Source organism: Pseudomonas sp. LABIM340, from assembly GCF_040017195.2.
In the GTDB taxonomy this organism is placed as follows: Bacteria; Pseudomonadota; Gammaproteobacteria; order Pseudomonadales; family Pseudomonadaceae; genus Pseudomonas.
Genome location: NZ_CM200227.1, coordinates 2894322 through 2917330, shown reverse-complemented (window position 1 = coordinate 2917330; position 23009 = coordinate 2894322). Strand labels below are relative to the sequence as shown.

General features: G+C 66.8%; 20 protein-coding genes. 8 read left to right on the top strand and 12 right to left on the bottom strand.

Annotated elements, in window-relative coordinates:
* Window positions 1–2: 2 nt before the first annotated feature.
* Genes ABKS89_RS13595 through ABKS89_RS13575 form a run of 5 tightly spaced genes read right to left on the bottom strand, consistent with a single transcriptional unit; the run spans window position 3 to window position 4927 of the window.
* Window positions 3–2117 (bottom strand): TonB-dependent receptor family protein, encoded by a 2115-nt coding sequence (locus tag ABKS89_RS13595; RefSeq protein WP_348589054.1) that lies wholly within the window; start codon window positions 2115–2117, stop codon window positions 3–5.
* A gap of 28 nt (window positions 2118–2145) precedes the next feature.
* Entirely contained in the window at window positions 2146–2589 is a 444-nt protein-coding gene (locus ABKS89_RS13590; RefSeq protein ID WP_151187400.1) for a CopD family copper resistance protein, read from the bottom strand.
* Window positions 2586–3275 carry an ATP-binding cassette domain-containing protein gene (locus tag ABKS89_RS13585; protein ID WP_138216971.1) on the bottom strand — a complete coding sequence of 230 codons (690 nt, stop codon included), beginning with the start codon at window positions 3273–3275 and terminating at the stop codon, window positions 2586–2588. The genes ABKS89_RS13590 and ABKS89_RS13585 overlap by 4 nt, the downstream gene beginning before the upstream one ends.
* Window positions 3268–4020, bottom strand: coding sequence for an ABC transporter permease (locus ABKS89_RS13580; RefSeq protein WP_348589055.1), 753 nt, complete (start codon window positions 4018–4020; stop codon window positions 3268–3270). The genes ABKS89_RS13585 and ABKS89_RS13580 overlap by 8 nt, the downstream gene beginning before the upstream one ends.
* A gap of 10 nt (window positions 4021–4030) precedes the next feature.
* Window positions 4031–4927, bottom strand: coding sequence for an ABC transporter substrate-binding protein (locus ABKS89_RS13575; RefSeq protein ID WP_348589056.1), 897 nt, complete (start codon window positions 4925–4927; stop codon window positions 4031–4033).
* A 196-nt stretch (window positions 4928–5123) separates the two neighbouring features.
* On the opposite strand from ABKS89_RS13575, the gene ABKS89_RS13570 reads away from it, so the two are divergent.
* The 4 genes from ABKS89_RS13570 to ABKS89_RS13555 all read left to right on the top strand — a co-directional run bounded on the left by ABKS89_RS13570 (window position 5124) and on the right by ABKS89_RS13555 (window position 9284).
* On the top strand, window positions 5124–5792 hold the full coding sequence (locus tag ABKS89_RS13570) for a helix-turn-helix domain-containing protein (protein ID WP_518301020.1): 669 nt from the start codon (window positions 5124–5126) through the stop codon (window positions 5790–5792).
* A 724-nt stretch (window positions 5793–6516) separates the two neighbouring features.
* On the top strand, window positions 6517–7002 hold the full coding sequence (locus ABKS89_RS13565) for a BRO-N domain-containing protein (RefSeq protein WP_348589058.1): 486 nt from the start codon (window positions 6517–6519) through the stop codon (window positions 7000–7002).
* Between the two features lie 226 nt (window positions 7003–7228).
* Complete coding sequence (locus tag ABKS89_RS13560; RefSeq protein WP_348589059.1) at window positions 7229–8218, top strand: D-2-hydroxyacid dehydrogenase family protein; 990 nt, start codon at window positions 7229–7231, stop codon at window positions 8216–8218.
* A gap of 181 nt (window positions 8219–8399) precedes the next feature.
* Window positions 8400–9284: a DMT family transporter gene (locus ABKS89_RS13555; RefSeq protein ID WP_138216469.1), complete on the top strand. Its 885-nt coding sequence runs from the start codon at window positions 8400–8402 to the stop codon at window positions 9282–9284.
* Here ABKS89_RS13555 and ABKS89_RS13550 read toward each other — a convergent pair.
* The 3 genes from ABKS89_RS13550 to ABKS89_RS13540 form a co-directional block, all read right to left on the bottom strand.
* On the bottom strand, window positions 9277–10614 hold the full coding sequence (locus tag ABKS89_RS13550) for an MFS transporter (protein ID WP_348589060.1): 1338 nt from the start codon (window positions 10612–10614) through the stop codon (window positions 9277–9279). The genes ABKS89_RS13555 and ABKS89_RS13550 overlap by 8 nt on opposite strands.
* A gap of 180 nt (window positions 10615–10794) precedes the next feature.
* The gene (locus ABKS89_RS13545) at window positions 10795–11874 is read right to left on the bottom strand and encodes a C45 family autoproteolytic acyltransferase/hydrolase (RefSeq protein ID WP_348589061.1); all 1080 of its coding nucleotides are present in this window, start codon (window positions 11872–11874) and stop codon (window positions 10795–10797) included.
* Between the two features lie 67 nt (window positions 11875–11941).
* Complete coding sequence (locus tag ABKS89_RS13540; RefSeq protein ID WP_348589062.1) at window positions 11942–13672, bottom strand: amidohydrolase; 1731 nt, start codon at window positions 13670–13672, stop codon at window positions 11942–11944.
* Window positions 13673–13791: 119 nt separating this feature from the next.
* On the opposite strand from ABKS89_RS13540, the gene ABKS89_RS13535 reads away from it, so the two are divergent.
* Window positions 13792–14706, top strand: a complete 915-nt coding sequence (locus ABKS89_RS13535) for a LysR family transcriptional regulator (RefSeq protein ID WP_348589063.1) — start codon at window positions 13792–13794, stop codon at window positions 14704–14706.
* Window positions 14707–14836: 130 nt separating this feature from the next.
* On the opposite strand, the gene ABKS89_RS13530 is transcribed toward ABKS89_RS13535, so the two are convergent.
* Together ABKS89_RS13530 and ABKS89_RS13525 are read right to left on the bottom strand one after the other, a co-directional pair.
* A complete protein-coding gene (locus ABKS89_RS13530; RefSeq protein WP_348589064.1) occupies window positions 14837–16309 on the bottom strand; it encodes an aldehyde dehydrogenase family protein in 1473 nt (490 codons plus the stop codon).
* 259 nt (window positions 16310–16568) lie between these two features.
* Window positions 16569–17309 carry a helix-turn-helix domain-containing protein gene (locus ABKS89_RS13525; protein ID WP_348589121.1) on the bottom strand — a complete coding sequence of 247 codons (741 nt, stop codon included), beginning with the start codon at window positions 17307–17309 and terminating at the stop codon, window positions 16569–16571.
* 240 nt (window positions 17310–17549) lie between these two features.
* Here ABKS89_RS13525 and ABKS89_RS13520 point away from each other — a divergent pair, with 240 nt between their 5' ends.
* The 3 genes from ABKS89_RS13520 to ABKS89_RS13510 all read left to right on the top strand — a co-directional run bounded on the left by ABKS89_RS13520 (window position 17550) and on the right by ABKS89_RS13510 (window position 20421).
* The gene (locus tag ABKS89_RS13520; protein ID WP_348589065.1) at window positions 17550–18935 is read left to right on the top strand and encodes an NAD(P)/FAD-dependent oxidoreductase; all 1386 of its coding nucleotides are present in this window, start codon (window positions 17550–17552) and stop codon (window positions 18933–18935) included.
* An 11-nt stretch (window positions 18936–18946) separates the two neighbouring features.
* On the top strand, window positions 18947–19306 hold the full coding sequence (locus ABKS89_RS13515; RefSeq protein WP_138216477.1) for a cupin domain-containing protein: 360 nt from the start codon (window positions 18947–18949) through the stop codon (window positions 19304–19306).
* A 290-nt stretch (window positions 19307–19596) separates the two neighbouring features.
* Complete coding sequence (locus ABKS89_RS13510) at window positions 19597–20421, top strand: lytic transglycosylase domain-containing protein (protein WP_348589066.1); 825 nt, start codon at window positions 19597–19599, stop codon at window positions 20419–20421.
* Between the two features lie 194 nt (window positions 20422–20615).
* Here ABKS89_RS13510 and ABKS89_RS13505 read toward each other — a convergent pair whose 3' ends face one another.
* Window positions 20616–21710 (bottom strand): arginase family protein, encoded by a 1095-nt coding sequence (locus tag ABKS89_RS13505; protein ID WP_348589067.1) that lies wholly within the window; start codon window positions 21708–21710, stop codon window positions 20616–20618.
* Between the two features lie 105 nt (window positions 21711–21815).
* Window positions 21816–22967 carry a M24 family metallopeptidase gene (locus tag ABKS89_RS13500; RefSeq protein WP_081516858.1) on the bottom strand — a complete coding sequence of 384 codons (1152 nt, stop codon included), beginning with the start codon at window positions 22965–22967 and terminating at the stop codon, window positions 21816–21818.
* Window positions 22968–23009: the final 42 nt, after the last annotated feature.

Genomic DNA, 23009 nt, shown 5'->3' with positions numbered 1-23009 from the left:
GCCTAGAAAGCATATTCAGCCCCCACGCTCAGGCTGCGCCCATTGCCGCTGAGGAAAGTCGGCTGGCTGGCGTCGGCACGGTTGCGGATCACGTAGCTGCTGGCATAGGTCTTGTCGGCTAGGTTGTCGCCCTGCACGTAGACGCTCAGCCCTTCACGCGCCTTGTAGCTGGCCTTGAGCCCCCAGAGCGCGTAGGAGTCCTGATAGTTGTTGCGGGTGTTGGCGTGGTCGGTCGGCGTGTCCTGCGGCAGCCAGCGCAGGTTCGGCCCGACGCTCCACGGCCCGCGCCGGTAGAGCAGCTCGGCCGACCAGAGCTGACGCGGCACGCCGGCGATCTGGTTGCCCTGGAACTCGCCGCCACGGAAACGGAAGTCGCTGAAGGTCCAGGCCACTCGGTAGGCCAGGTCGCCGCCGATGCTGGCCGAGGTCGGCAGCAGGCCGTTCAGCCCCGCTTCGACACCCCGGTGACGGGTACGCGAGCCGTAGTTGTAGGTTCCCACCTTCACTCCGTAGGCATCGCTGGTGGAGATCAGCTCGTCTTCCACGTCGCTCTGGTACAGCGTCAAGCTCCAGTCGGTCTGAGCGATTCGACCGGTGCCACCAATCTCGTACGTGGTCGCGCGCTGCACGTCGAGGTTGACCAGCTGCGCTTGTGCCGCCGCGGGAGCCGCGGGAGAAACTTCGGCGGAAACGATTTCCCAGAATGTCGGCGCCTCGTGGCTGCGGCTGATGTTGGCGTACCAGCGCAGGTCGGGGCTGGGCGTCCAGTTCAGGCCGATCTTCGGCGTGGCGAAGTTCCAGCCCTGGTCGAGATGACCGGCGCCATCACGCGAGTCCGCATCACGGCGGACATCGCTCCACTTCACCTCGGTGACCAGGGTCCAGTCCGGCGCCAAGTGCCAGTCCAGGCCGAGCAGCAGATCAAGGTTGGACGCCTCCAGGTCGAAGTTGCCGAAGCGCTGCATGCGGCTGCCATTCTGCGGGTTGTTGGCGTACAGCTCGCGGGTCATGTCGCTGTAGGCCCAGCTGACGCCCAGGCGATAGTCGAAGAGGCGCTGCTCGCCTTCGAGCTGCCATTGCGCGCCGAGCGTGTCGCTGTCGGTAAGGGTGTGGCTGAGCGGGTCGGTGAAGTCGTCCTGGGTGTTCTGCCCGTAGACGCCGAAGCTCTGCTGCCAGCCCGCGCCGCTCCACTGTGTACGGTTGGCCAGGCGCAGCTGCTGGGTGTCGCGGTGCGGGTCGCGCTTGTAGACGTTGAGCAGGCGGTCCTGCGCGGTGTTGCCGTCACCCAGCACGCTGCGTGGATCGTCCTTCAGACGCGCCTTGGTGATGACGTTGGGGATCTCGAAGGTCAGGTCGCTATAGGACAGGTAGCTGCGGTTCTGCACACCGTTGCCCAGGTCCAGGCCGAAGTTGCTCTGCACCACGGTGCGATGGGAAGCGGAGTGATGACGATAGCCGTCGTACTCGTCATGGCTGACGCTCACCCGCGCATCGTGCCCGCCTCCATCCAGCCCGGCGGCGGCCTGCAGGCCCTGGCGGCCGAAGCTGCCGGCCTCCAGTCGGACGCGTCCGGCTTCGTCGGCGCCGGTCAGTGAATTGAATTCCAGCTCGCCGCCCAGCGCGGTCGCACCGGGACTGCTGGCGTTAGCACCGCGACGCGCGCTGATCCACGAAGCGTTGCGTGGTTCCAGCAGGCCGATGATGAAGGAACCATCGGCCTCGTTGAGCGGCAGGCCGTCCTGCAGCAACAGCACGCCGCGGTTGACCGGATTGCTCTGGATGCCCGAGCCGCGAATGTTCAGGCGCGGCTGGTCGGTGCCGCCGAAGAAGTCCTGGATCACCAGGCCGGGCTGGTAGTCCAGCGCGTCGCGCAGGGTCGCCAGCCGCGTCTCCCGCTGTGGCTCGACGAGGTTGGTGCCGCCGGGTACACGGTCCAGGCGCTGGCGTTCGGCCTGCGCCGACACGCTGACCGGCGCGGGGCTTTTCTCGCTGATCTGCATCGGCTCCAGCTCGAGGCGATCTTCCGCCACCGCCGCCAGGGGCAGCAGGCCGAGGGCCAGCAGGGGAAATGAGAGTTTCGAAGGGAAGTGGCGTTTGGGGGACAAGCAACGACTCATGACAAGCTCCGTCTGCACGAAATCTGGCTTACCAGCTCAGGTAGAACATGCCCTTGGCCAGCAGCACGATGCCGACCATGTGGCTGAAGACACTCAGGTGAATCCGGCGGAAATACGTCGAGTTCATGCGCCCGCTGTAGAGCAGGAGCATGGCGGTGAAGAAGTGCCCGAGTACGCTCAGGGCGAGGAGGATCTTCAGGCTCAGCAAGGTGCCGAAGGAGGACGCCAGCGGGTCTGCCAGCAGCGGCAGGTAGCGCGTCCAGACCATGCCCAGGCCGGCACTGAACAGCACCAGCAACACCCAGGGCATCAGCCGCCGCGCACGTTTGCCGATGCCCTGCTCCACCTGGCGCATTACCGCAGCCGGCACGTGCTTGCGCACGCTCTCGAAGATCAGCACCTCGAAGAACACCGTGCCGATGAACATCAGCGCGGCGAACAGGTGCAGGGTCAGCAGGATCGGATAGATCATGGCGCGGGTATCTCTAGGGCCAGCAGGGTCTGATGAAGGACCGCCGCCGCTTGATCGGCGGTGTGTCCACTGAGGTCGAATGGACGAAGCGAGCCGTCGTTGACCAGCACGAAGCGCTCGACGAGGCCGACCAGCTCGCCGGGGTGGTGGCTGACGCACAGCAGCGCCGCACCAGAACTGGCCAACCAGTCGCGGCAGAGATCAAGCAGCGATTCGCGCAGCGCCGGGTCCAGCGCGCTGAATGGCTCGTCGAGCAGCAGCAGGTCCGGCTCGACCGAGAAAGCGCGCGCCAGGGCAACACGCTGGGCCATGCCGCCGGACAGCTGATTCGGCCAGGCACCCTCATGCCCGGCGAGGCCGACGCGCTCCAGCCAATGGCTGGCCAGCCGACGCGCCGTTGCACGGTCGTGGCCGATGGCGCGCAGAGGGATTTCCAGGTTCTCCGCAACCCGGCACCAGGGCAGCAGACGCGGCTCCTGGAAGGCCAGTACGGGATGGCGGAATCCGTTGTCTGCCTGCCCCCGATGGGGCCTCAGCAGGCCGGCCGCCAGGCGCAACAGGCTGCTCTTGCCGGCGCCGCTGGGCCCGAGAATGCCAACCCGCTCACCGGGTAGCAGGCGCAGGGAAGCGTCGGCGAGTACGCGCCGTTCGCCCAGCCGCAGATCGACTCCATACCACTCAAGCACGGGCGGCCTCCTGCCAACGGCCCATGCGCCGCTGCAGCGGCTGCAGCAGGAGGAACTCCAGTGCAGCGACCAGCAGCAGGATCAGCAGCGTCCAGGCATACAGCCCGGCGCTGTCGAACGTGCTACGCGCGTTAGCCAGCGCGAAACCGGCTCCACTTTCCGCGCCAAGCACTTCAGCCATCACCACCAGACGCACACCGCCGCAGGTGGCGATCAACAGTGCCGCTCCAAGCGGCGCGGTCAGTGAAGGGATGTAGAGCCGCCGCAACTTCTGCCAGGGACTGAAGCGGTAGACCCGCGCCATCTCCAGCAGGCCACGGTCGACCATCTGCATGCCCTTGACGGTGTTCACGTACATGCCCGGCGCCAGCATGAGAACGCTGATCAGCACCACCATGGCCGAGCCGAGCCCGACCCAGAGCATCGCCAGCACCACGACCACCACTGGCGGCACCGACATCAGCAGCCAGCGCAACGGCTCCAGCAGGCCACGTACACGAGCGTCCAGCCCGGCCAGCAAGCCCAGACAGAAGCCCAGCAGGCAACCCAGGCCAACGCCCAGGACAATGCGCAGCAGACTGGTGCCGGCATGGAGACGGAAGTCGGCCTCGAAAGGCAGGCGGGCCATGGCTTGCAGCGTCTGCCAGGGAGTTGCCATGAGCAGCGAGCCCAGGCGTATCGCCAGCAGTTGCCAGCCCACCAGCAACAGGGCGCCACCCAGCACAGCCCAGCGTCGGGAAGTCATTCGGCTCATCTCACGGCCCATAGAAGCTGGCAGGCGGCATGGAGCCACCGATGGCTTGCGGATGGCGTTCGGCGATCAGGCCGAACAGCGCCTCCAGTGGCCCGCGCGCGGCGCTGGCGGCAACACTGTCCAGGCGCGTGACGCGGATAGACTCCTCTACCGCCTCCACCGGCAGGTGCGGCAGGTGCCGATGCACCAGTTCCGCGCAGTCCCGCGGCTGCGTACTGCACCAGCGGGCGGACTCGGCGTAGGCGGCCTCCACAGCGCGCGCCAACTCGCCGTCCTCGGCGCGCTGCGGGCTGCTCATCAGTCCTGCCTGAGGCAGTTCAGGCTGCCGAGGGAAGGCCTGCTTCCAGGCGCTCTCGAGACTTTGCACGCGGTAGAGCGGCGCCCCACCCTCGCTACGGTTGCGCCAAAGCAGCAGGGACACCGCCGGCTCCACCAGCAGGGCGTGATCGGCGCGACCTGCCAGCAGCAGTGCCTGGGCGTCCTGGCCGTCGCGGACCGGGCGCAGCGTCAGGTCCTTGCCCGGCTCCAGGCCATGGCTGCGCAATAGCTCATTGATCAGGATCGCCGGCAGGTCGCGCTGGAAAGGCAGCACCACGTCCTTGCCGGCCAGGTCGGCGAAGCCTTTCACCTGTGGGTCGCGGCTTACCAGCCAGATGATTCCCCACACCGAGACGTTGAGCAGCCGCACAGGCTGCCCGCGCCCCGCCATCAGCGCCGGCAGGTTCACCGGGGCGGCGCTGTAGTCGAGTTCGTTCTTGGCCAGCAGCACGCGCAACTGATCGGGGTTCTGCCAGAGCCGGAATTCGACGCGCTCGGCGTACTCCGCCAGCGCATTGGTTTCCACCATGTGCAGCAGCGGAAAGCTGACCACCGCACCGGGGCCACCCAACCGCAACACCTTTTCCCGGGCCATGCCGCCGGGCGAAGTCAGGCAGGTGCAGGCGACCAGTGCAAGTGAAAGGAAGAGGCGCGGAAGCCTCCGATTGATTGATATGCGAATAAGTCTTATCTTCATTCGCATATCATTGCAGCCTGCACGCTCATCACGAATGACAAATGTTAAGTTCGCGCCAGATCGCGGTGAATGCCAGCGGTTGCTCGGTGCCCTCCCCCAGTTCGCCGACCTGCCGGACGCCCTCATGGCCGGATTATGTGAATCGGCGACCCTGTTACGCGCCGAGGCCGGCAGGCTGCTGTTTCGCGAAGGAGATCCCGCCGAGCATTTCCTGCTGGTACGGCGTGGCTGTGTGGAAATGCTGCGCTTCACCTGCGATGGCGAGGAGCGCGTCTTCCACCTGTTCCGCGAAGGCCAGTTGATCGCCGAAGCGGCGATGTTCATGCCTCACGGCCGCTACCCGATGAACGCTCGCAGCCAGGACAACGGAGAATTCTTCCGACTGAGCCGCAACGCACTGCGCAAGGCCTGCGAGGGCCATCCGCCGCTGGCCATGCGCATGCTGGAAAATCTCAGCCTGCGCCTCTACCGCCAGGTCAACGAGGTCGACTGGCTGACGGCGAGTTCCGCCTCCCAGCGTCTGGCCGCCTATCTGCTCGGCCTGCACCGTCGCCAGGGCGAGTGTCTCAATCTGCCGATCAGCCAACGCCAGCTCGCCACGCACCTGGGCATTCGTCCTGAATCGCTGAGTCGGCTGCTCTCCGACTGGCAGCACGCGGGGCGCATCCAGGGCCGGCTCCGGCAATGGCTGCTATGCGATCTCACTTACCTGCAGGACCTGGCCAGCCCGGCGGTGCGTTCTTTCTGAGATGGCCGGCCATGGGTCTAAAGCAGGCATCTAGCCTTAACTACAGCGAGCGCTATACCTGAGACGTCCGCTATGGGTCGGCAACTGCCCCACATCACAGGCACCAATCGGCCGGAAGCGGGCGTATGACCAGATACCCCTACGGTGTTCCCCCTGCTGTCACGCAACCTTGGCGCGATAGGCTGCAACCAGCGTCACCCGTTCGAGGCAGAGCGTGCGCGGCGCCAGCCGGGGCAGAGCGGCCGTCTGTAGTGACCCACTCCAGCTGTAGGACGAATGACCCGCCGTGTTATCCGCCTTCCTTCCAGTCGCAGCGAACCAGCCTACATACGCGAACCACCTGGACTGTCACCCTCTCCCACCTTTCCTGAACCTGGCTCCTACGCCGCGAAGCATCCTTCCGGCGCAGCGCTGGCTTCCGGGAAGTTCCTGACTCGCCATCGGCATTGCGGTCCTACAAAGCCTCTGCTTAGCGTTTCTCCCGCCACGGAACAGCCGTGGCCAGGTGTGGAAACCTGTTTGATTGAGCACTGCTGTAGCAGGGACGACCCAGCCTTTCGCGAGGCTGGGTCAGCCCTGGCTGTCTATGGCGGACCGTGTGAGGCGGGCTTCGGCCCGGCCGGTCTATTGCTCAATCAACCGGTTTCCACCCTTGCACGGTCCGCCTCCCTTTTCGGGGGCGGTTTTCTCGCTGTACTTCCTGCCCTGTGCACGGAGAACGCCCATGACTCCAAGGATCGAATTCCCGGCCAATCCTGGCCTGAGTGTCCAGCTATTCCACCGCTTCGACCGCACCCTGCGCGCGCTGATGATCGACCACCAGGCCTGGTTCGTCGCTCGCGACCTGGCGCGCCTGACCAACACCCACTTCAGCGCCCGCGTGCCGCGCAAGCTCGACCCGGACCAGTACCGCTGGGAGCAGCTGGCCGGCGGCCGCGAGGACGAATTGCTGGTCAGCGAAAGCGGCCTGTACACGCTGCTGTTGCTCTATTTCTTCCACCCGGAAAACCGCAACCTGCGGCAGTGGCTGAGCAACGAGGTGGTGCCGGTGCTGCGGGATTCGCGGCTGCAGCAAGGCAACGGCCCGCGCTATTTCCAGCGCAGGGTGCAGGACCATTCGCTGGCCATGCTGGAATGGCAGGGCGGCGTATGGATGCGTGTGGGCGATGCGGCCAGGCTGCTGGAGGCGGAAGCCCGCGCGTCACGCTGAGGCCCCGCGCGAACCTGCCACAGTTTTCAGCCCGCCCTTGTGCGGGCTTTTTCAGGCTTGCACGACCGTCATCCTGAATGCGATATCCGGCGGATTGCGCGGGCCTTCAAATCTCTGCGCGATACCTTGCACCAAACGCTGGCGGTGTAAGGCGCAGGATCGAAAGCCCCCTGAAGATCGGATATCGTCCTGCGGTAACCCAAACGACCGCAGAGGCGGACTCCCCATGAACATCGTCATCCCCGATGACTACCAGGATGTGATCCGGACACTGGACTGCTACAGCCAACTGGCCGGGCACGATGTGCGCGTGCTGCATGACCTGGGCCCCGCTTCGGCGGATGAGCTGGCTGCACGCTTCGCCGATGCCGACGCGCTGGTGCTCACCCGCGAGCGCACCCGCATTGACGCTGCGCTGCTCGACAGGCTGCCCCGGCTCAAGCTGATCAGCCAGACCGGCAAGGTGTCCGGCCACCTCGACCTGGACGCCTGCACCGAGCGCGGCATCGTGGTGACCGAGGGACGGGGCTCGCCCGTGGCGCCCGCCGAACTGGCCTGGGCGCTCATCCTCACCGCGCGCCGGCAACTCGTTCCGGCCATCGAAGCGTTCAAGGCCGGGCAATGGCAGGTCAACCTGGGCCACGCGCTGGCCGGGCAGACTCTGGGCATCTGGGGCTACGGCAAGATCGGCCAGCGTCTGGCGCGCTATGCGCAGGCGTTCGACATGCCGGTGCTGGTCTGGGGCAGCGACAACAGCCGGGCCGCCGCCATCGCCGACGGTCATCAGGCGGCTGCTTCGCGCGCGGCCTTCTTCGCCGAGGCGGATATCCTCAGCCTCAACCTGCGCCTGTCCGAGAGCACCCGTCATGGGGTCACCTTCGCGGACCTGGCGGGCATGAAGCCCAGCGCCCTGCTGGTGAACATCAGCCGCGCCGAGCTCATCGCTCCTGGCGCGCTACTGCAGGCCCTGAACGCCGGCCGACCTGGCTACGCGGCCGTGGACGTCTTCGAGCAGGAGCCGCTGCTCGCCGCCGACAACGACCTGCTGAAGCATCCCCGCGCGCTCTGCACCCCGCACCTGGGGTACGTGGAGAAGAACGGCTACGAGCTGTACTTCGGCGATGCCTTCGACAACGTGGTGGCGTTCTTCGGCGGAACACCGAAGAACATGGCGAACCCGCAGGCCCTGGCGAACAGGCGGGTGGAGAACGCCTAGCGGAGACTGCCTCGCCCGCGCACTGCCGTGCCAGGTTGCAATGCAGGCAGCTGAAGGCGCCGCTGGCGGATAGAGAAACGTCGGTGCGCCGCCTTCCCAAGGGTCATGGGCGCCCGGCAAGATAGCGGCATTCGCCGCCGCCTTTCGGTGGCCTTCTTCTGCCTTGCGCCACCGGAGTCGTATGCAACCGCGCGACCTTGCCGCCTACCTGTTCCTTGCGATCGGCTGGGGGCTGTCCTTTCTCGTGCTGCTCAAGGCCATCGCCGGGTTCGGCTGGGTTGGCGCAGTCAGCTTCCGCGCGCTGATCGCCAGCTTCACGCTGTTCGCGGTCGCCAAGTTGTCCGGGCGCCGGCTGAATTTCGAAGGGTTGTGGAAGCCGCTGTGCGTGGTCGGCGCGACCACGGTGGCCGGCCAGCTGATCGGCATGACCTACGCCACCCCGCGCATCGGCACCGCCATGGCGGCAATCTTCGTCGCCGGCATTCCGCTGTTCTCCATGCTCATCGGCCGCCTCTGGGGCCTGGAGCGCATCACCTGGGGCGGTCTGGGCGGGTTGGTGCTGGGCTTCTGCGGGATGGTGCTGCTGGTGGGCTTCCCGGCGGTGCCGATCACCCACGAATTCATCCTCGGCAGCGCGGCCTCTGTGTTCGGTGCGGTGTGCGCGGCCTTCGGCAGCAACTATGCAAGCCTGAAGTTGCGCACCGCCGGGCCCTGGGAAGTGACCTGCGGCGCCTTCCTGATCGGCGGGCTGCTGACGCTGCCGCTGCTGATCTGGGTTCCGGTGCCCGGCACGCCACAGCCGGTCGACTTCCTCTTCCTGCTGCTGTGCGGCTGCGTGCTCAGCGCGGTGAACTACGTCGTGTACTTCCAGCTTGTCGCGCGCATCGGCGCCACGAAAACCATCAGCGTGGAGTTCGTCGTCACCGTGGTCGCCGTGCTGGTGGGCGCGCTGGTGCTGGGCGAAAGCCTGTCGCTGATGCAGGGCGTGGGCGCGCTGATCATCCTGGTCGGCTGCGCCCTGGTGCTCGGCCTCGTGCCGGGCACCAGGGCACGCGCGGTCAGTTGATCGCCTGCACCGATACCGCTGCCGGCGCGGCGTCGTCGCGGTCGATCACTTCCATCGGCAGGCGCGAGGTTTCCCGCAGCAGCCAGGAGCACACCGCCACCAACAAGAGCGCCGCCGCGCCGTAGAGCGCCACGCCAAACGGGTTACGCCCGGTGGCGATGAGGATGGCGGTGGCGATGCTCGACGCCGTACCGCCGCCCAGCGCCGCGCCGATCTGGTAGCTGAACGATATTCCCGAATAGCGCATTTCCCGCGGGAACTGCTCGGCGAGAAATGCCGGGATCGGCCCCTGGGTCGCGCCCATGAAGAAGCCCACGGCGATGTACGCCAACAGAGCCAGCGGCAGGTTGTGCAGGCCGATCAGCGGGAAGAAGGCGAACAGCCCGAGCGCCATGATTGCCGCCCCGAAGATCATCACCACGCGCCGGCCGAAACGGTCCGACAGGTGCCCGAAGAACGGCGCGGAGGCGACGATGGCCACCGACAGCGAGAAATCGAACAGCAAGGCATGGCTGCTGCTGTAGCCGATGTCCGTCGCATAGGCGAGGAAGAAGGTGCTGCCGATATAGGCGATGGTGACGTAACCGAAGGCGATGCCGATGCACAGCAGCAGCTCGCGCGGGCGACGGCGGAAGGCCTCCATCAGCGGCATGCGCGCCTCGGCTTGCGGCGCGGCCTTGGGCTGTGGCGTGGCGTTCTGCAGGCGCGCATAGAGACCGACCAGCACCAGCAGGCCGCCGAGCCAGAACGGGATGCGCCAGGCTATGCCGCTGAGGTCGTCGTCGAAGGCGAAGCTAACGATGGCGAACACCGCCGAGCCGAAGATGCCGCCGATGCCGATGCCCATGCTCGTGAAGCTGCCCCACAGGCCACGGCGCCCCTTGGGTGCGACCTCGATGCCGAACAGCGCTGCCCCGCCCCACTCGCCGCCGGCGGCGAAACCCTGCACCAGGCGCAGCAGCACCAGCAGAACGGGCGCGGCCGCGCCGATGCTGGCGTGGGTCGGCAGGAAGCCGATCAGCAGGGTGCTCAGGCCCATCAGCACGAGAGTGGCGACCAACGCCTTCTGCCGACCGTAGCGGTCCCCCAGGTGGCCGAACACCACGCCGCCCAGCGGGCGGGCGAAGAAGCCGGCGCCGAAGGCCGCAAAGGCGACCAGCACGGCGGTCAGGCGATCCATGCCGGGGAAGAACAGTTGCGGGAAGATCAGTGCGGCGGCGTAGCCGTAGATGACGAAATCGTAGAACTCCAGCGCGGTGCCCATGCCGGAGACGCAGAAGGTGCGAAAGGCCGAGCGCGAGCCGGGAGCTGCGGGCGTGTGGTCGATCATGGCGGTTCACTCTTGTTTTTGTGGCAACACGAAACCCGCGCGGCGGCCGGCGGGCCGTCACGGGGCGTTGGTTTGGCAAGTGGTGATACGTAGGGCGCACAATCCGGAACGGGTTATCCGCCGTAGGTCGGCGGCGGATAACGCTGGCGCGTTATGCGCCCTACGACGGGAGGGAGAGCTTCAGAAGCGCAGGAACCCCTCATCCGCCAGCTTCTTCGGCGTGCCGGCCACGTACTCCAGCGCACAGCCAGCGGTATCCAGGCCGAGGCTCAGCAGGGTCTCCCAGCGTTCGGTGTCCGGCTCGGACATGTCCGGGTGGAAGCACACCACCGCCTGGTCGCCGTCGGCGCCGCAGAAGGCATCGGCGCGCTCGCGCAGGGCCTTGCCGGTCATGCCGGCAGTGCCGGCCTTCAGGTGTTCCAGGCGCGCGTAGGTGGTGGACACGTCCGCCGTACGCTCGCCCCAGCTCAGTTCGCCGTCGAGGAAGTGGTTGGTGTGCAGCAGCCAGCCATCCTCGCGCGGCACCACCACGGCGGTGTGCGCCGGGCTCATCTCGATGCTGGCGGCACGGGCACGCACGTCGTTGCGGGTGAAGACGGTCAGCACGGTGGATGCACTGACCCGCGCCGAACGCGCCATGTCGATGGCCTCGGTGACGCTGGCGGCTTCCTCCAGCACGCGGCGGGCGATGGCGTGCACCGGCACGCCGGCGCTGCCGTCGTCACTGGCGTGGTGCAGGATGTTGAAGTGCACGCCCAATCCGGCGCTGTTCACGCCGATCTTGCCGAGCATGCCGAACTCGGTGAACAGCTTGGCGGTCAGGCCGGTGCTGCCGGTAAAGCCCAGCAGCAGGCCATGGGGCACCAGGCTGTCGTGCCAGTCCCAGGTCTGCAGGCTGCGCGGGGCAACCGCGCCCGCCGGGGCGTAGACGGAGGTGGAGCACTCGCCTTCCACCGGTTGCTCGGGCATCACCGCGAGAATTTCGGTACGCGCATTCAGCGCCGCCAGTTGCCATAGCGGCAAGGACACGCCCAGGGCCAGGCCTTCGACTTCCTTTGCCAGGGCCGGGCACCAGTCGGCCAGCGCCGCGAGGCTGGCTTCGCCGATGGCGCGCGCCTTGTCCAGCTCCACGCCGACGCGCGGGAAGAAGTCCAGGTACAGCGCCACGGTCTGGCGGATCTGCTCGGCGAAGGTTTCGCCGATCTGCCGGCCACGCTGCAGCGGGTCGCGGATGTCGGTGGTGAAGGTGTGAAGAATCACGGCAAGGCTCCTGCAATTGCTTTTTTTAACGACACCGGAGCGCCGGGGCACTCCGGATGGATCAGCGTTATTCGCTCGAACGACTATAGACTTCGCGGCCGGCGAACCAGGTCTTGAGCACTCGCGTATCACGCAGCGCTTCAGGCTTGACCGTGAACACGTCGCGATCGAGCAGGACCAGGTCGGCCTGCTTGCCCGGCTTGAGCGAACCGATGCTCTGCTCCAGGCGCATGGTGCGCGCGGCATTGAGGGTGTAGGCCTGGAACATGGTCTGCCGGTCGATGTCCTCGGCGGCGTTGAGCACGCCCTTCGGGCCGACGCGCTGGATCGCCTGGTAGATGGCCTTCCACGGATCAGGCGTGGTGATCGGCCAGTCACTGGCGCCGGAAAGGGTCGCGCCGTTCTTCAGCAGCGAGCGCGCCGGGTACATGTGCAGGAAGGCCATGGCGCTGACGTAGGGCTTGACCAGGTCGACGCTGTTCTCGTCGGCCGCGGCCCAGTAAAGCTGCATGGCGGCAATCACGTCGAGCGCCTTGAAGCGCGGGAAGTCCCTGGGGTTGACCATCTGCAGGTGGGTGATGGAATGCGGGATGCCGCTGTGGCGATCCTTGCGCGCCTGCTCGATGCCGTTGAGCGATTCACGTACCGCGCGGTCGCCGATGGCATGGATGTGCACCAGCCAGCCACGGGCGTCGGCGGCACTGACCAGCTCACCAAAGTGCCTGGGGTCGATCAGCAGCTCGCCGTATTTCTTCGAGTTGCTGTAGGGCTCGAGCATCGCCGCACTCTGCGCCGGCACCTCGGCCACGCCGTCGGCGAAGACCTTGATGCCCGGCAGGGTCAGGTTCTCCACGCCGATGAACTGCTGGCGCACCTTGTCCAGCTCGTCGAGGTCGGCCGGGGTCGCCTTGGAGTCGGCCATCAGCAAGGCGGCGACGTGCGCGGTCAGTCCGCCCTCTTCCGCCAGCATCTTGTAGGCCGGCAGCACGCCGACGGAATCGTTGTGGATGTCGCCGCCGGGGTTCTCGTTCGCCAAGGGTTCCATCCAGGCGGTGATGCCCAGCTCGTGGTAGTAGCTCTGCGCGCCCTTCAGGGCCTTGAGCAACTCGTCGTTACTGGCCAGCGGCAGCAGCGCCTGCACCGGGTAGAGGCCGGCATCCACCAGGAAGCCGTTGGGCTTGCCGTCGGCGTCGTGACCGATGGTGGCCTGCTCTTCGCCCTTCAGCGTTCTGACCTTGGCTGCGTCGATGCCGGCGAGGTCGAGCAGGGCCTGGTTGGCCCAGCCGGTGTGGTAGTCGCCGCCGGCCAGGAGGATCGGCTGTTTCGCCCATTCCCCCTGGTTGAAGCGCTGCTGCAGCTCGCCGAGCTCGTCCCAGTACGCCGTCGGCACACCGCCGACATAGAGGAACTGGCCACGCCGCGCGCGGCCGTCATCGCGCCACTGGCGCAGCTTGCTCTCGAACTCAGCGAGCGGCAGGTTCTGGTTGTCCAGGTTGGCCTGGAGCATCTGCAGCCCGCCCTTGACCAGGTGGGTATGGGCGTCGATGAAACCGGGCATCAGCACCTGGCCGTGCAGGTCGATGACTTTCGTCACCGGCTGCTGGAGCTTGAGGATCTGCGCGTCGGAGCCGACGGCGAGGATGCGGCCGTTCTCCACCGCCACCGCCTGTTGCAGCGCCTGGCCGGGTTCGGCGGTGTAGACCTTGCCGCCGTGGAAGATGAGGTCGGCGGCGGCCATAGTTTCCATCGAGGAAAAAGCGCAAGCCGCCGACACCAGCGCCGGAATCAGTAGTTTCATCGCAGAGCCTTCGTTATTGTTGATCTGTGACGAAGGTTAAGCAAAAGCCACGGCGGCTTTAACACTGACTTCCCGCACAACTTCTGTTCCTGTCAGGAAGCAATACCAGGAAGCAATCCATGGACAAGATGACCGCCCTCACCATGTTCGTCGCCACCGCCGACCACGGCGGCTTCAGCCGCGCCGCCGAACAGCTGGGCAAGACGCCGTCGGCGATCACCAAGGGCGTGGCGCAGCTGGAGGCCGACCTGGGCCAGCGCCTGTTCGAGCGCACCACAAGGCGCATGGCGCTGACCGAGGCCGGGCATATCTACCTGGAAGGCGCGCGCTCGGCGCTGATGCAGCTGCAGCGCGCCAGCGAAGAAGTCGAGCAATTGCAGACCGAACTGCGCGGCAGCCTGCGCATCGTCTCACCGCCATCCTTCGCCCCGGCCTTCTTCAACGCGGTTTGCTGCCGTTTCCTCCGAGAACACCCGCAGGTGCGCCTGGAAGTGGACCTGCTGGACGAGTTCGTCGACCTGGTGGAAGGCGGCTACGACATCGCCCTGCGCGACGGCCCCATCGACCTGCCGGACGTGATCGCCCAGCCGCTGCTGGAGAACCGCCTGATGCTCTGCACCAGCCCGAAGTACCTCGCGGAAAAGGGCCTGGACGTGACGCTGGAGAACTACGAGGAGCACGACTGGCTGATCTTCCGCCACCCGCTGCTGAACCGGAATTTCTGGTGGGTGCAGAGGGACGGCGAACGCATCCGCATCCGCCAGCCGGTGCCGCGCATCGCCAGCGACAACTACGACTTCCTGCTCTCGTGCCTGCTCGATGGCCAGGGGCTGCAGTTCCTCCCCCAGTGGAGCGCGCTGCCCTACCTGGAAAGCGGCGAACTGGTGGAACAGCTCCCCGACTGCTGGCGCGACCAGAGCGCGTTCGGTCCCTGGGTGCATGTGCTCTACCTGCCGCACCGCCGCAGCACGCGCAAGGTGCGGGTGTTCATCGACTACCTGCGCGAGCATTTGCAGGGGAAGGGGTTGGTCTGAGCCGGAGCGACGGCATTCCCCTGTAGGAGCGCGCCCTGCGCGCGATCGCGGGCATGGCCCGCTCCTACAATGGAGTCCGCAGCACCGTAGGGCGAATAACCCGGAACGGGTTATCCGCCGCCCCCTCACATCACTTGATGTACCAACCCCACGGCTGGTCGCTGAGGTACTCGGTGACCTGCTTGGTTTCCAGGTAGTTGTCCAGCCCCCACACGCCCAGTTCGCGGCCGATGCCGCTCTGCTTGTAGCCGCCCCAGGGCGCCTGGGTGAAGGTCGGCTGCGAGCAGTTGACCCAGACGATGCCGGCGCGCAGGCCGCGGCTCACGCGCTGGCAGCGCGACGGATCGGCAGACATCACCGCAGCCGCCAGGCCGAACTGGCTGTCGTTGGCCAGGCGCAACGCCTCGGCTTCGTCCTTGAAACGACGCACGGCGAGCACCGGACCGAAGATTTCCTCGCGCCATACGGCGCTTTCCAGCGGTGCGTCGATGAACACCGTCGGCTCGACGAACCAGCCCTTGTCCCGATGCGCCGGACGCTTGCCGCCAGTGACCAACCTGGCGCCATCGCGCACGCCAGCCTCGATGGCCTGCAGTACCTTGGCGTGCTGGCCGGCGCTGACCAGCGGGCCGAGCAGTACACCCGGCTCCAGGCCGTTGCCGATGGTGATGCGGCGGGTTTCTTCCACCAGGCGCTCGATCAGCCGGTCATGCAGCCCGTCCTGCACCAGCAGGCGCGAGGTGGCGCTGCACACCTGGCCCTGGTTCCAGAAGATGCCGAACAGGATCCACTCCACGGCCGCTTCGACATCCGCATCGTCAAACACGATGAAGGCCGACTTGCCGCCCAGCTCCAGGCTGACGTTCTTGATGTCCTGGGCTGCCGCCTGCATGATCGCGCGCCCGGTCGGCACGCTGCCGGTGAAGGCCAGCTTGTCCACGCCCGGATGCGCCGAGAGCGGCGAGCCAGCGTCGCGGCCCAGGCCGGTGACCACGTTGAGCACGCCCTTGGGCAGGCCCACGGCATCGGCGGCAGCGGCCAGCTCGAGGGAGGTCAGCGGGGTCAGTTCCGAAGGCTTGAGCACGGCGGTGCAGCCAGCGGCGAGAGCCGGGGCGACCTTCCACGAAGCCATCAGCAACGGGTAGTTCCACGGGATGATCTGCCCGGCCACGCCGACCGGTTCGCGCAGCACGCGGCAGGCAAAACGTTCGTCGGGCAGCGCGACCACTTCGCCCTCGTCATTCAGCCCTTCGGCCAGCTCGGCGTAGTAGTCGAAGCAGCCGATGGCGTCGTCGATATCCCACTGCGCCTCGGGCAGCGGCTTGCCGTTGTCCTGCACCTCCAGGCGGGCCAGGTCTTCGCGGCGGCCACGCAGGTTGTCGGCGATGGCGCGCAGGTAGCCGGCGCGTTCCTTCCCACTGCTGCGGCCCCACTCGCCCTCATCGAAAGCCCGGCGCGCGGACTGCACGGCTCGATCCACGTCCTCGCCGGTGGCGGCGGCGACTTCGGTCAGCACGGCTTCGCTGGAGGGTTCGTACACCTCGAAGCGGCCGCCTTGCGCGGGTGCCTGCCATTGGCCATCGATATAGAGCTGGTCGCGCATGCGAAGGTCTCCTGAGCTTGTTGGAATGCTTGTGGGCCGAGCATAGGGAAATGGGCACGGGGTTGATAACGCGGACGCCGTGCATGCGGGCACGCGCGGAGGGGACTGTCTGTAGGAGCGAGCTTGCTCGCAAACCGCCCGCCTGCGAAGCCGTGGGGAAGCCTCGTAGGATGGGTGGAGCTTGCGATACCCATCGCGAGGGTCACCCGTGATCGATGGGTATCGCTTCGCTCCACGCCATCCTACAAAAGCACTCCGCTCACGAAGCCGCCTTCTGTTCCAGGTAAGCCTTGGGCGACAACCCCGTCTCTTCGCGGAAGCAGCGGTAGAAGGTCGACAGCGAACGGAACCCCGCCGCCCGCGCCAGTTCATCGATGCGCGTGACGCTGGTGGCGCCGTCGAGCTGGCCGAGCAGGTGGCGCAGCCGCAGCTGGTTCAGGTATTGGTAGAAGCTCAGCCCAAGCACCTGGTTGAGGAAGTAGGAAATCTGGTTGCGCGTGTAGCCGGTGGCCGCCGCGACCTGGGGCATGTCCAGGTCGGGGTTGAGGAACGGCCGGGTCTGCTGGAAGTACTGCTGGATGTCGCCGCCGAGCAGGCTCAATTGCCGCGCGGAGAGCCCCAGGCGGCTGTCGGCCATGCGCGGCTGCGGCTCGCTGGCGGTTTTCTGCGGCTGGCCGACCAGGGCGGCGTGCTCGTTGACGCGGATGATCCGCCCGTCGCGCACGGTATAGGCCTCGGTGGCGCGGAAGGACACCAACCCCTGGGTGCCACGCAGGGTCACCTGGTACTGCAGGAAGGCGGTGTCGCCATCAACCCGCAGGCGGTCGGCATAGACCTGCGACTCGTCCCCAGCCGCCGGCATGCTGGTCTGCAGATAGTCGCGCAGTTCGTTCGGCGCGATCCGACGACCCTGGAAGAAATCGTTGTACTCCACCTTCGGGTCGAACAGCGCCATCAGCGCCTCGATGTCATGGCAGCGCCAGGCCTGGTGATAACGCATCACCACGGCGTGGGTTGCGGCGCTGGCTGGGTCGGGCTGGTAGGTCGTGTCTTCGAGCGTGGCGCTCCAGCCCTGTTCTTCACTCATCGCTTTCCCCTGCCGGTCTTGGCCGGCTTTTGCTGCTCCGGGCGTGCCCGCAAAGAGCGGCAAGCCGTATGCCTGGGCACCCCGGAGCGATTACAAAACTCGGACGCGGCCCGAAGACCGCTTTTTCTTCCGACATTCTGCCGGAGTTTTCCGATGACATCCGCCCTTCTTGCGCACGCCACTCCCCGACCTTTCTGGCTCGACACCCTCGATCCCGCTCCCGCTGCACCGGCGCTGGAAGCGGATCGCCGCTTCGACCTGGTGGTGGTCGGCGGCGGCTTCACCGGTCTCTGGACCGCCCTGCACGCCCGCCTGCGCTGGCCCGGCGCGAGCATCGCGGTGGTCGAGGCGCGCCGTTGCGGTGGCGAGGCCAGCGGGCGCAACGGTGGCTTCTGCGCGCCGAGTATTTCCCACGGCGTAGGCAATGCCCTGCGCCGCTGGCCGGAAGAAGCCGAAACCCTGGTACGCCTGGGCCGTCAGAACCTCGACGAGTTCGAGGCGGATCTGAAGCGCTTCAGCATGAACGTGGAGTTCGAGCGTCGCGGCAAGCTCAGCGTCGCCATACAGCCCTGGCAGGTCGAAGGCCTGCGCGGCATGCAGAGCAACTACCAGCGCTTCGGCATCGACTGCGAGTGGCTCGAAGGCGCGGAACTGGCGCAGAAGCTCGACTCGCCGCTGTACAGGGCTGGCGTTTTCGAGCCCAACTACGCGCTGCTCAATCCGGCGAAGATGGCCGCCGAGCTGCGCCGGGTATGCCTGGAACAGGGTATCGAGCTGTTCGAGAACACTCCCGTGCACGAGCTGCACCAGCGCGGCGACCGCCTGATGCTGCGCTGCGATCGTGGCGAGCTGGAGGCCGGGCAGATCGCCCTGGCGACCAACATCGCCCCGCCACTGCTCGGCCACCTGAACTCCAGCGTGATCCCGGTGTACGACTACTCGCTGGTCACCCAGCCGCTCACCGACGACCAGCTGCGCGCCATCGGCTGGGTCGACCGCTACGGCATCGCCGATGCCGGCAACCAGTTCCACTACCTGCGCAAGACCGCCGACAACCGCATCCTCTGGGCCGGCTTCGACGCCATCTACCACTTCGGCAGCCGCCGCGACGAGGCCCTGACCCAGCGCCCGGAAAGCTTCCAGCGCCTGGCCGGACAGTTCCGCGAGGCCTTCCCGCAGCTCGGCCCGATCGAGTTCAGCCATGCCTGGGGCGGCATCATCGACACCTCGGCGCGTACCACCTTGTTCACCGGCTGCGTGCTCGGCGGACGCGTCGCCTATGCGCTGGGCTTCACCGGCCAGGGCGTGGCGGCCAGCCGCTTCGCCGCGCTGAACATGCTCGACCAACTGGGCGGCGAGCGCACCGAACGCACCGAGCTGCGCATGACTTCGCAGAAGCCTTTCCCCTTCCCGCCCGAGCCGCTGCGCTACCTCGGCGTGCGCCTGGCCCAGCGTTCACTGGCCAAGGAAGACCGCACCGGCCGCCGCGATCTGCTGCTCAAGACCTTCGATGCCTTCGGCGTCGGTTTCGATTCCTGATGGAGAACCTCATGTCCACCCTGCCCCGCCACGTCATTGACTTCGCCAACCCCGAACTCGCCCCGCAGGAGCGCGAGATCAACGATCCGGCGATCGTCGACGCGCCGTACCAGAGCCGCAGCTGGCGGCACTTCAGCGCCCCGGAAAAGAACGCCATTGCCGGCATCTGGGAAGCCGGCGTGCACCTGGAACGCTGCGAGTGCGACTACGACGAGCTGTGCCACATCCTCGAAGGAACCGTGCGCCTGACCGACACCGATGGCGTGGCGAAGACCTTCGGGCCGGGGGACTCCTTCGTGGTTGCGGCGGGCTTCAAGGGAACCTGGGAAAACCTCACGCCGGTGCGCAAGGTGTACTTCATTCTCGGTTGAGTTCGGCGTTGCAGATGTTCGCGAGCAAGCTCGCCCCTACAAGGGAGTGCCACACGCTCTGCGTAGGAGCGAGCTTGCTCGCGAATCTGCGGACCTGCACCGTAACCTGATACCCCGGCCAGCCGTACGTCCCCCCAAGCTCCACAACCGTTTGAAAGGGCTATAACTAGCGAAACGAAACGGCAGGTCGCCCAGGATCAACCCGGCTGCGACTGCCCCTGATGGCCCTTTCCCTTTACCCGGATCAGGTTTCCCCAGCCTGATCGGCGCCCGCGGCGCGGAGCGGTTTGATGAGTTCCAGAACCTGGCGATGGGCTCGCAGGAGCCTTCCTGGCTGCATCGGACTGGCACTGCTGGTCGCTCCGCTCTACGCCAACGCCCTGTTCAAATGCCAGGCCCGCGACGGAACCGTCAGCCACACCAGCCACGCCGTTGCCGGCGCTCGCTGCACGCTTCAAAACCACAAGTCTGGCCAGACCGGCAAGGCGGGCGCGACTGCCGGCACCAGGCCGAAGGCCGCGCCGGCATCCGAGCGCGGGGACGAGCCGGGTGCAGGGCGGGTGCGGGTGTACACCTTCGTCCACAAGGGCGTTCGCCAGTATGTGAGCCGCCGCCCGGTCGGGATCTCCGCGCGGGTCGACGTGATCGATGTGTATTACATCAAGGGTTGCTACCTGTGCATGGCGCCGAGGGACTTCAACGTCGCCACGCTGCGCCTGGACACCCGTTCCTATCGCCAGGAAATCGCATCCGCCTCGACTCGCTACGGCGTCGACCAGGCGTTGGTCCGCGCGGTGATCCATGCCGAATCGGCGTTCCAGCCCAACGCCATTTCCGTCGCCGGCGCCCAGGGGCTGATGCAGTTGATGCCCGATACCGCCGAGCGCTTCAACGTGACCAACCCGTTCGATGCGCGGCAGAACATTCGCGGCGGCGTGCGCTACCTGGCCTGGCTGCTCAAGCGCTTCAACGGTAATCAGCGGCTGGCGCTGGCGAGCTACAACGCCGGAGAGATGACCGTCGACAAGTACAACGGAATACCGCCCTACAGCGAGACGCAAACCTACGTCGCCCGCGTGCAGTCCCTGACCGAGCGTTATCGCAATCATCGCTGACCACGTGCCTTCCTGTAGGAGCGGGCCATGCCCGCGATCGCGCGCATGGCCCGCTCCTACACTTGAGCCCGCGCAGATGTAGGGCGGATAACCTGGAACAGGTTATCCGCCGGACCTTCCGCGGCGGATAACGCTGGCGCGTTATGCGCCCTACGAAGGCAGGCAGCCCGGCGCGAACGGGGCGCGCCGGAGGCTCAGGCGAACTTCCACCCCGCCGCTGCCAACCGCGTGTCCAGCGCAGCGAGGTCGGCTTCCACCCGCGCGGCCGGTTCCGGCATGTACGCCAGCGGGTCGGGCAGCGTTGACGGCTGGCCAAGGAAGCCTTCCGTCGCGGCATGCAGGCAGTAGGCGCTGTAGGCCGGGTTGTAGCCGCCCTCCTGCACCACCAGCAACCGTCCCTGGCAGAGTTCGTCGGCCAGCGCGCGGGCGCGGCGGGCCAGGCGATTGAAGCCCTGCATGGTCACCAGCTGGCGGCCGTTGGGGTCGAACTGCGAGGCGTCCAGACCGTTGGCGATGATCAGCAGGTCCGGCTTGAACGCGCGCAGCGCCGGTTCGACGAAGCGGCTGAAGACCATCTCGTAGAGCTGGTCGCCCGAACCCATGGGCAGCGGCAGGTTGAGGTTGCTGCCCAGCCCCGCGCCGTAGCCGCGCTCGTCCGCTGCCCCCGACTGCGGATGGCTCGGGCCCCAGGCGCCGTGGTCCATGTGCAGCGACACGGTGAACACCGAAGGATCGTCGTAGAAACCTTCCTGGGTGCCGTTGCCGTGGTGCACGTCCCAGTCGACGATGGCCACCCGCTCCAGCCCCGCCGCTTGCGCGGCGCGCGCGGCAACCCCGACGTTGTTGAAGAAGCAGTAGCCGTCGGCCATGGCCGGCGCGGCGTGATGGCCCGGCGGGCGCACCAGGGCCATGGCCGGGTTGCCGGTCGCCAGCACGCTTTCCAGCGCCAGCAGGCTGGTGCCGGCGGCGGCCAGGAGGCCGGCGAGGCTGCCGGCGGACATCAGCGTGGTGCTGCTGAAGCGCTTGCCCTGGGCGTCCGCCTCGAAGATGCCGCGCAGGTAGTCGGCATCGTGGAAGCGCAGCAGTTCCTCTTCACTGGCGTGGCGGCCTTCATGCCAGTTCAACGAGCCGGCAACCGGCGCGCGCTGGAGGATGGCGCGCATGTTGAGCAGCCGGGGATTGCTCTCCGGGTGCAGCAGCTGCTCGGCCAGCAGGTCGCTGGGCGGCGCCTCGAACACGCCGGCGGCGGTGTCGTGGCGCAGCACGTCGTCGTGCCAGAAAATATCCATCGTGTGACTCATCGGAAACCCTCGGACTTCATCACTGCGCCCGCAGGCGCAGACACGCAACACGGATTCGCCCCCGGCAGTACATGGACCGGAGGCGAACCTCCATCAGTCGATGATCGTCAGCTCCGGCGGCAGTTCGGACAGGCTCGCCGAGCCCTTCTCGCCGCACAGCACGGTGTCGCCGAGCTTGATGCCGAAGCCTTCGTTGTACAAGGACAGGTTGGGCTCGATGGAGAACGACATGTTCGGCTGGAACACGTGGTCGTCGGCCTCGTCCACCATCATCGCTTCCAGCCAGGTCGGCGGGTAGGCCAGGCCCAGGCTGTAGCCGATGCGGTGGACGCGGGTGCGCGACAGGTCGATGCGGTCGAGGATCTGGTTGCACACGCGGTTGGCCTCGCCCACCGGGGTGCCGGGCTTGGCGATGTCGATGGCGGCGTTGAAGGCCTCGGTGAGCAGGGTCGCCACTTCCTTCACGCGCGGGCTGGGTTTGCCGATCACCGCGGTGCGCATGAGGATCGCGTGGTAGCGGTTGCACACGCCGGCATGCTCGAGGATCACCACGTCGCCGTGGCTGATGGTCTGGCGGTGCGGCATGGCGTGGGTCATGGTGCTGCGGCGGCCAGTGGCGCACATCGGGCTGATCGCCGAGTATTCGCTGCCGGCGCGGCCCAGGGCGTTGGCGACGATACCGGCCACTTCCACTTCGGAGATACCCGGACGCAGCGCTTCGAAGGCGGCCAGCATGCCCTGGTCAGCCATACGCGCGGCGCTGCGCTGGTACTCGATTTCCTCGGCGGTCTTGATCAGACGATTTTCGGCGACCAGCGGGCCGGCGTCTTCGAAACGGGCTTCGGGCATATAGCCCAGCAGCGCGTTGTACTGCGCCGGGGAGAAGGTCGAGGCGGTCATTTCCAGGCCGATGCGCGCCTGGGACAGGCCGGCCTGGGCGAGCACGTCGGCGACGATCTTCAGCGGGTCCTGCTTGGCGATGTCATAGAAGATCGCCTCGTTGATGCACGACAGCTCCCAGGTGCAGGGCTCCTCGCTGGTACGGGTGAGGAACACCGGTTCGGCCAGCTTCGGCGAGATGATCAGCGCCTGGTACCAGAGGAAGCCCAGGCTGTCGAAGCCGGTCAGGTAGTTGATGTTGTCCGGGTAGTTGACCACCAGGGCATCCAGGCCACGATCGGCCATGCGGCGTTTGACGGCTTCGACGCGTTGACGGTAGGTGCGCGCGGGGAAAGCGGTAAGCATGGGGATTCCCTCCTCAGGGACAAGGTGCAAGGGACAGACAGG

What these genes read in the sequence shown, in the direction of transcription:
- ABKS89_RS13595 (WP_348589054.1), bottom strand. Translation starts at nt 2,117, where the DNA reads ATGAGTCGTTGCTTGTCCCCCAAACGCCACTTCCCTTCGAAACTCTCA.
- ABKS89_RS13590 (WP_151187400.1), bottom strand. Translation starts at nt 2,589, where the DNA reads ATGATCTATCCGATCCTGCTGACCCTGCACCTGTTCGCCGCGCTGATG.
- ABKS89_RS13580 (WP_348589055.1), bottom strand. Translation starts at nt 4,020, where the DNA reads ATGACTTCCCGACGCTGGGCTGTGCTGGGTGGCGCCCTGTTGCTGGTG.
- ABKS89_RS13565 (WP_348589058.1), top strand. Translation starts at nt 6,517, where the DNA reads ATGACTCCAAGGATCGAATTCCCGGCCAATCCTGGCCTGAGTGTCCAG.
- ABKS89_RS13560 (WP_348589059.1), top strand. Translation starts at nt 7,229, where the DNA reads ATGAACATCGTCATCCCCGATGACTACCAGGATGTGATCCGGACACTG.
- ABKS89_RS13555 (WP_138216469.1), top strand. Translation starts at nt 8,400, where the DNA reads ATGCAACCGCGCGACCTTGCCGCCTACCTGTTCCTTGCGATCGGCTGG.
- ABKS89_RS13550 (WP_348589060.1), bottom strand. Translation starts at nt 10,614, where the DNA reads ATGATCGACCACACGCCCGCAGCTCCCGGCTCGCGCTCGGCCTTTCGC.
- ABKS89_RS13540 (WP_348589062.1), bottom strand. Translation starts at nt 13,672, where the DNA reads ATGAAACTACTGATTCCGGCGCTGGTGTCGGCGGCTTGCGCTTTTTCC.
- ABKS89_RS13535 (WP_348589063.1), top strand. Translation starts at nt 13,792, where the DNA reads ATGGACAAGATGACCGCCCTCACCATGTTCGTCGCCACCGCCGACCAC.
- ABKS89_RS13530 (WP_348589064.1), bottom strand. Translation starts at nt 16,309, where the DNA reads ATGCGCGACCAGCTCTATATCGATGGCCAATGGCAGGCACCCGCGCAA.
- ABKS89_RS13525 (WP_348589121.1), bottom strand. Translation starts at nt 17,309, where the DNA reads ATGCGTTATCACCAGGCCTGGCGCTGCCATGACATCGAGGCGCTGATG.
- ABKS89_RS13520 (WP_348589065.1), top strand. Translation starts at nt 17,550, where the DNA reads ATGACATCCGCCCTTCTTGCGCACGCCACTCCCCGACCTTTCTGGCTC.
- ABKS89_RS13515 (WP_138216477.1), top strand. Translation starts at nt 18,947, where the DNA reads ATGTCCACCCTGCCCCGCCACGTCATTGACTTCGCCAACCCCGAACTC.
- ABKS89_RS13510 (WP_348589066.1), top strand. Translation starts at nt 19,597, where the DNA reads ATGAGTTCCAGAACCTGGCGATGGGCTCGCAGGAGCCTTCCTGGCTGC.
- ABKS89_RS13505 (WP_348589067.1), bottom strand. Translation starts at nt 21,710, where the DNA reads ATGGATATTTTCTGGCACGACGACGTGCTGCGCCACGACACCGCCGCC.
- ABKS89_RS13500 (WP_081516858.1), bottom strand. Translation starts at nt 22,967, where the DNA reads ATGCTTACCGCTTTCCCCGCGCGCACCTACCGTCAACGCGTCGAAGCC.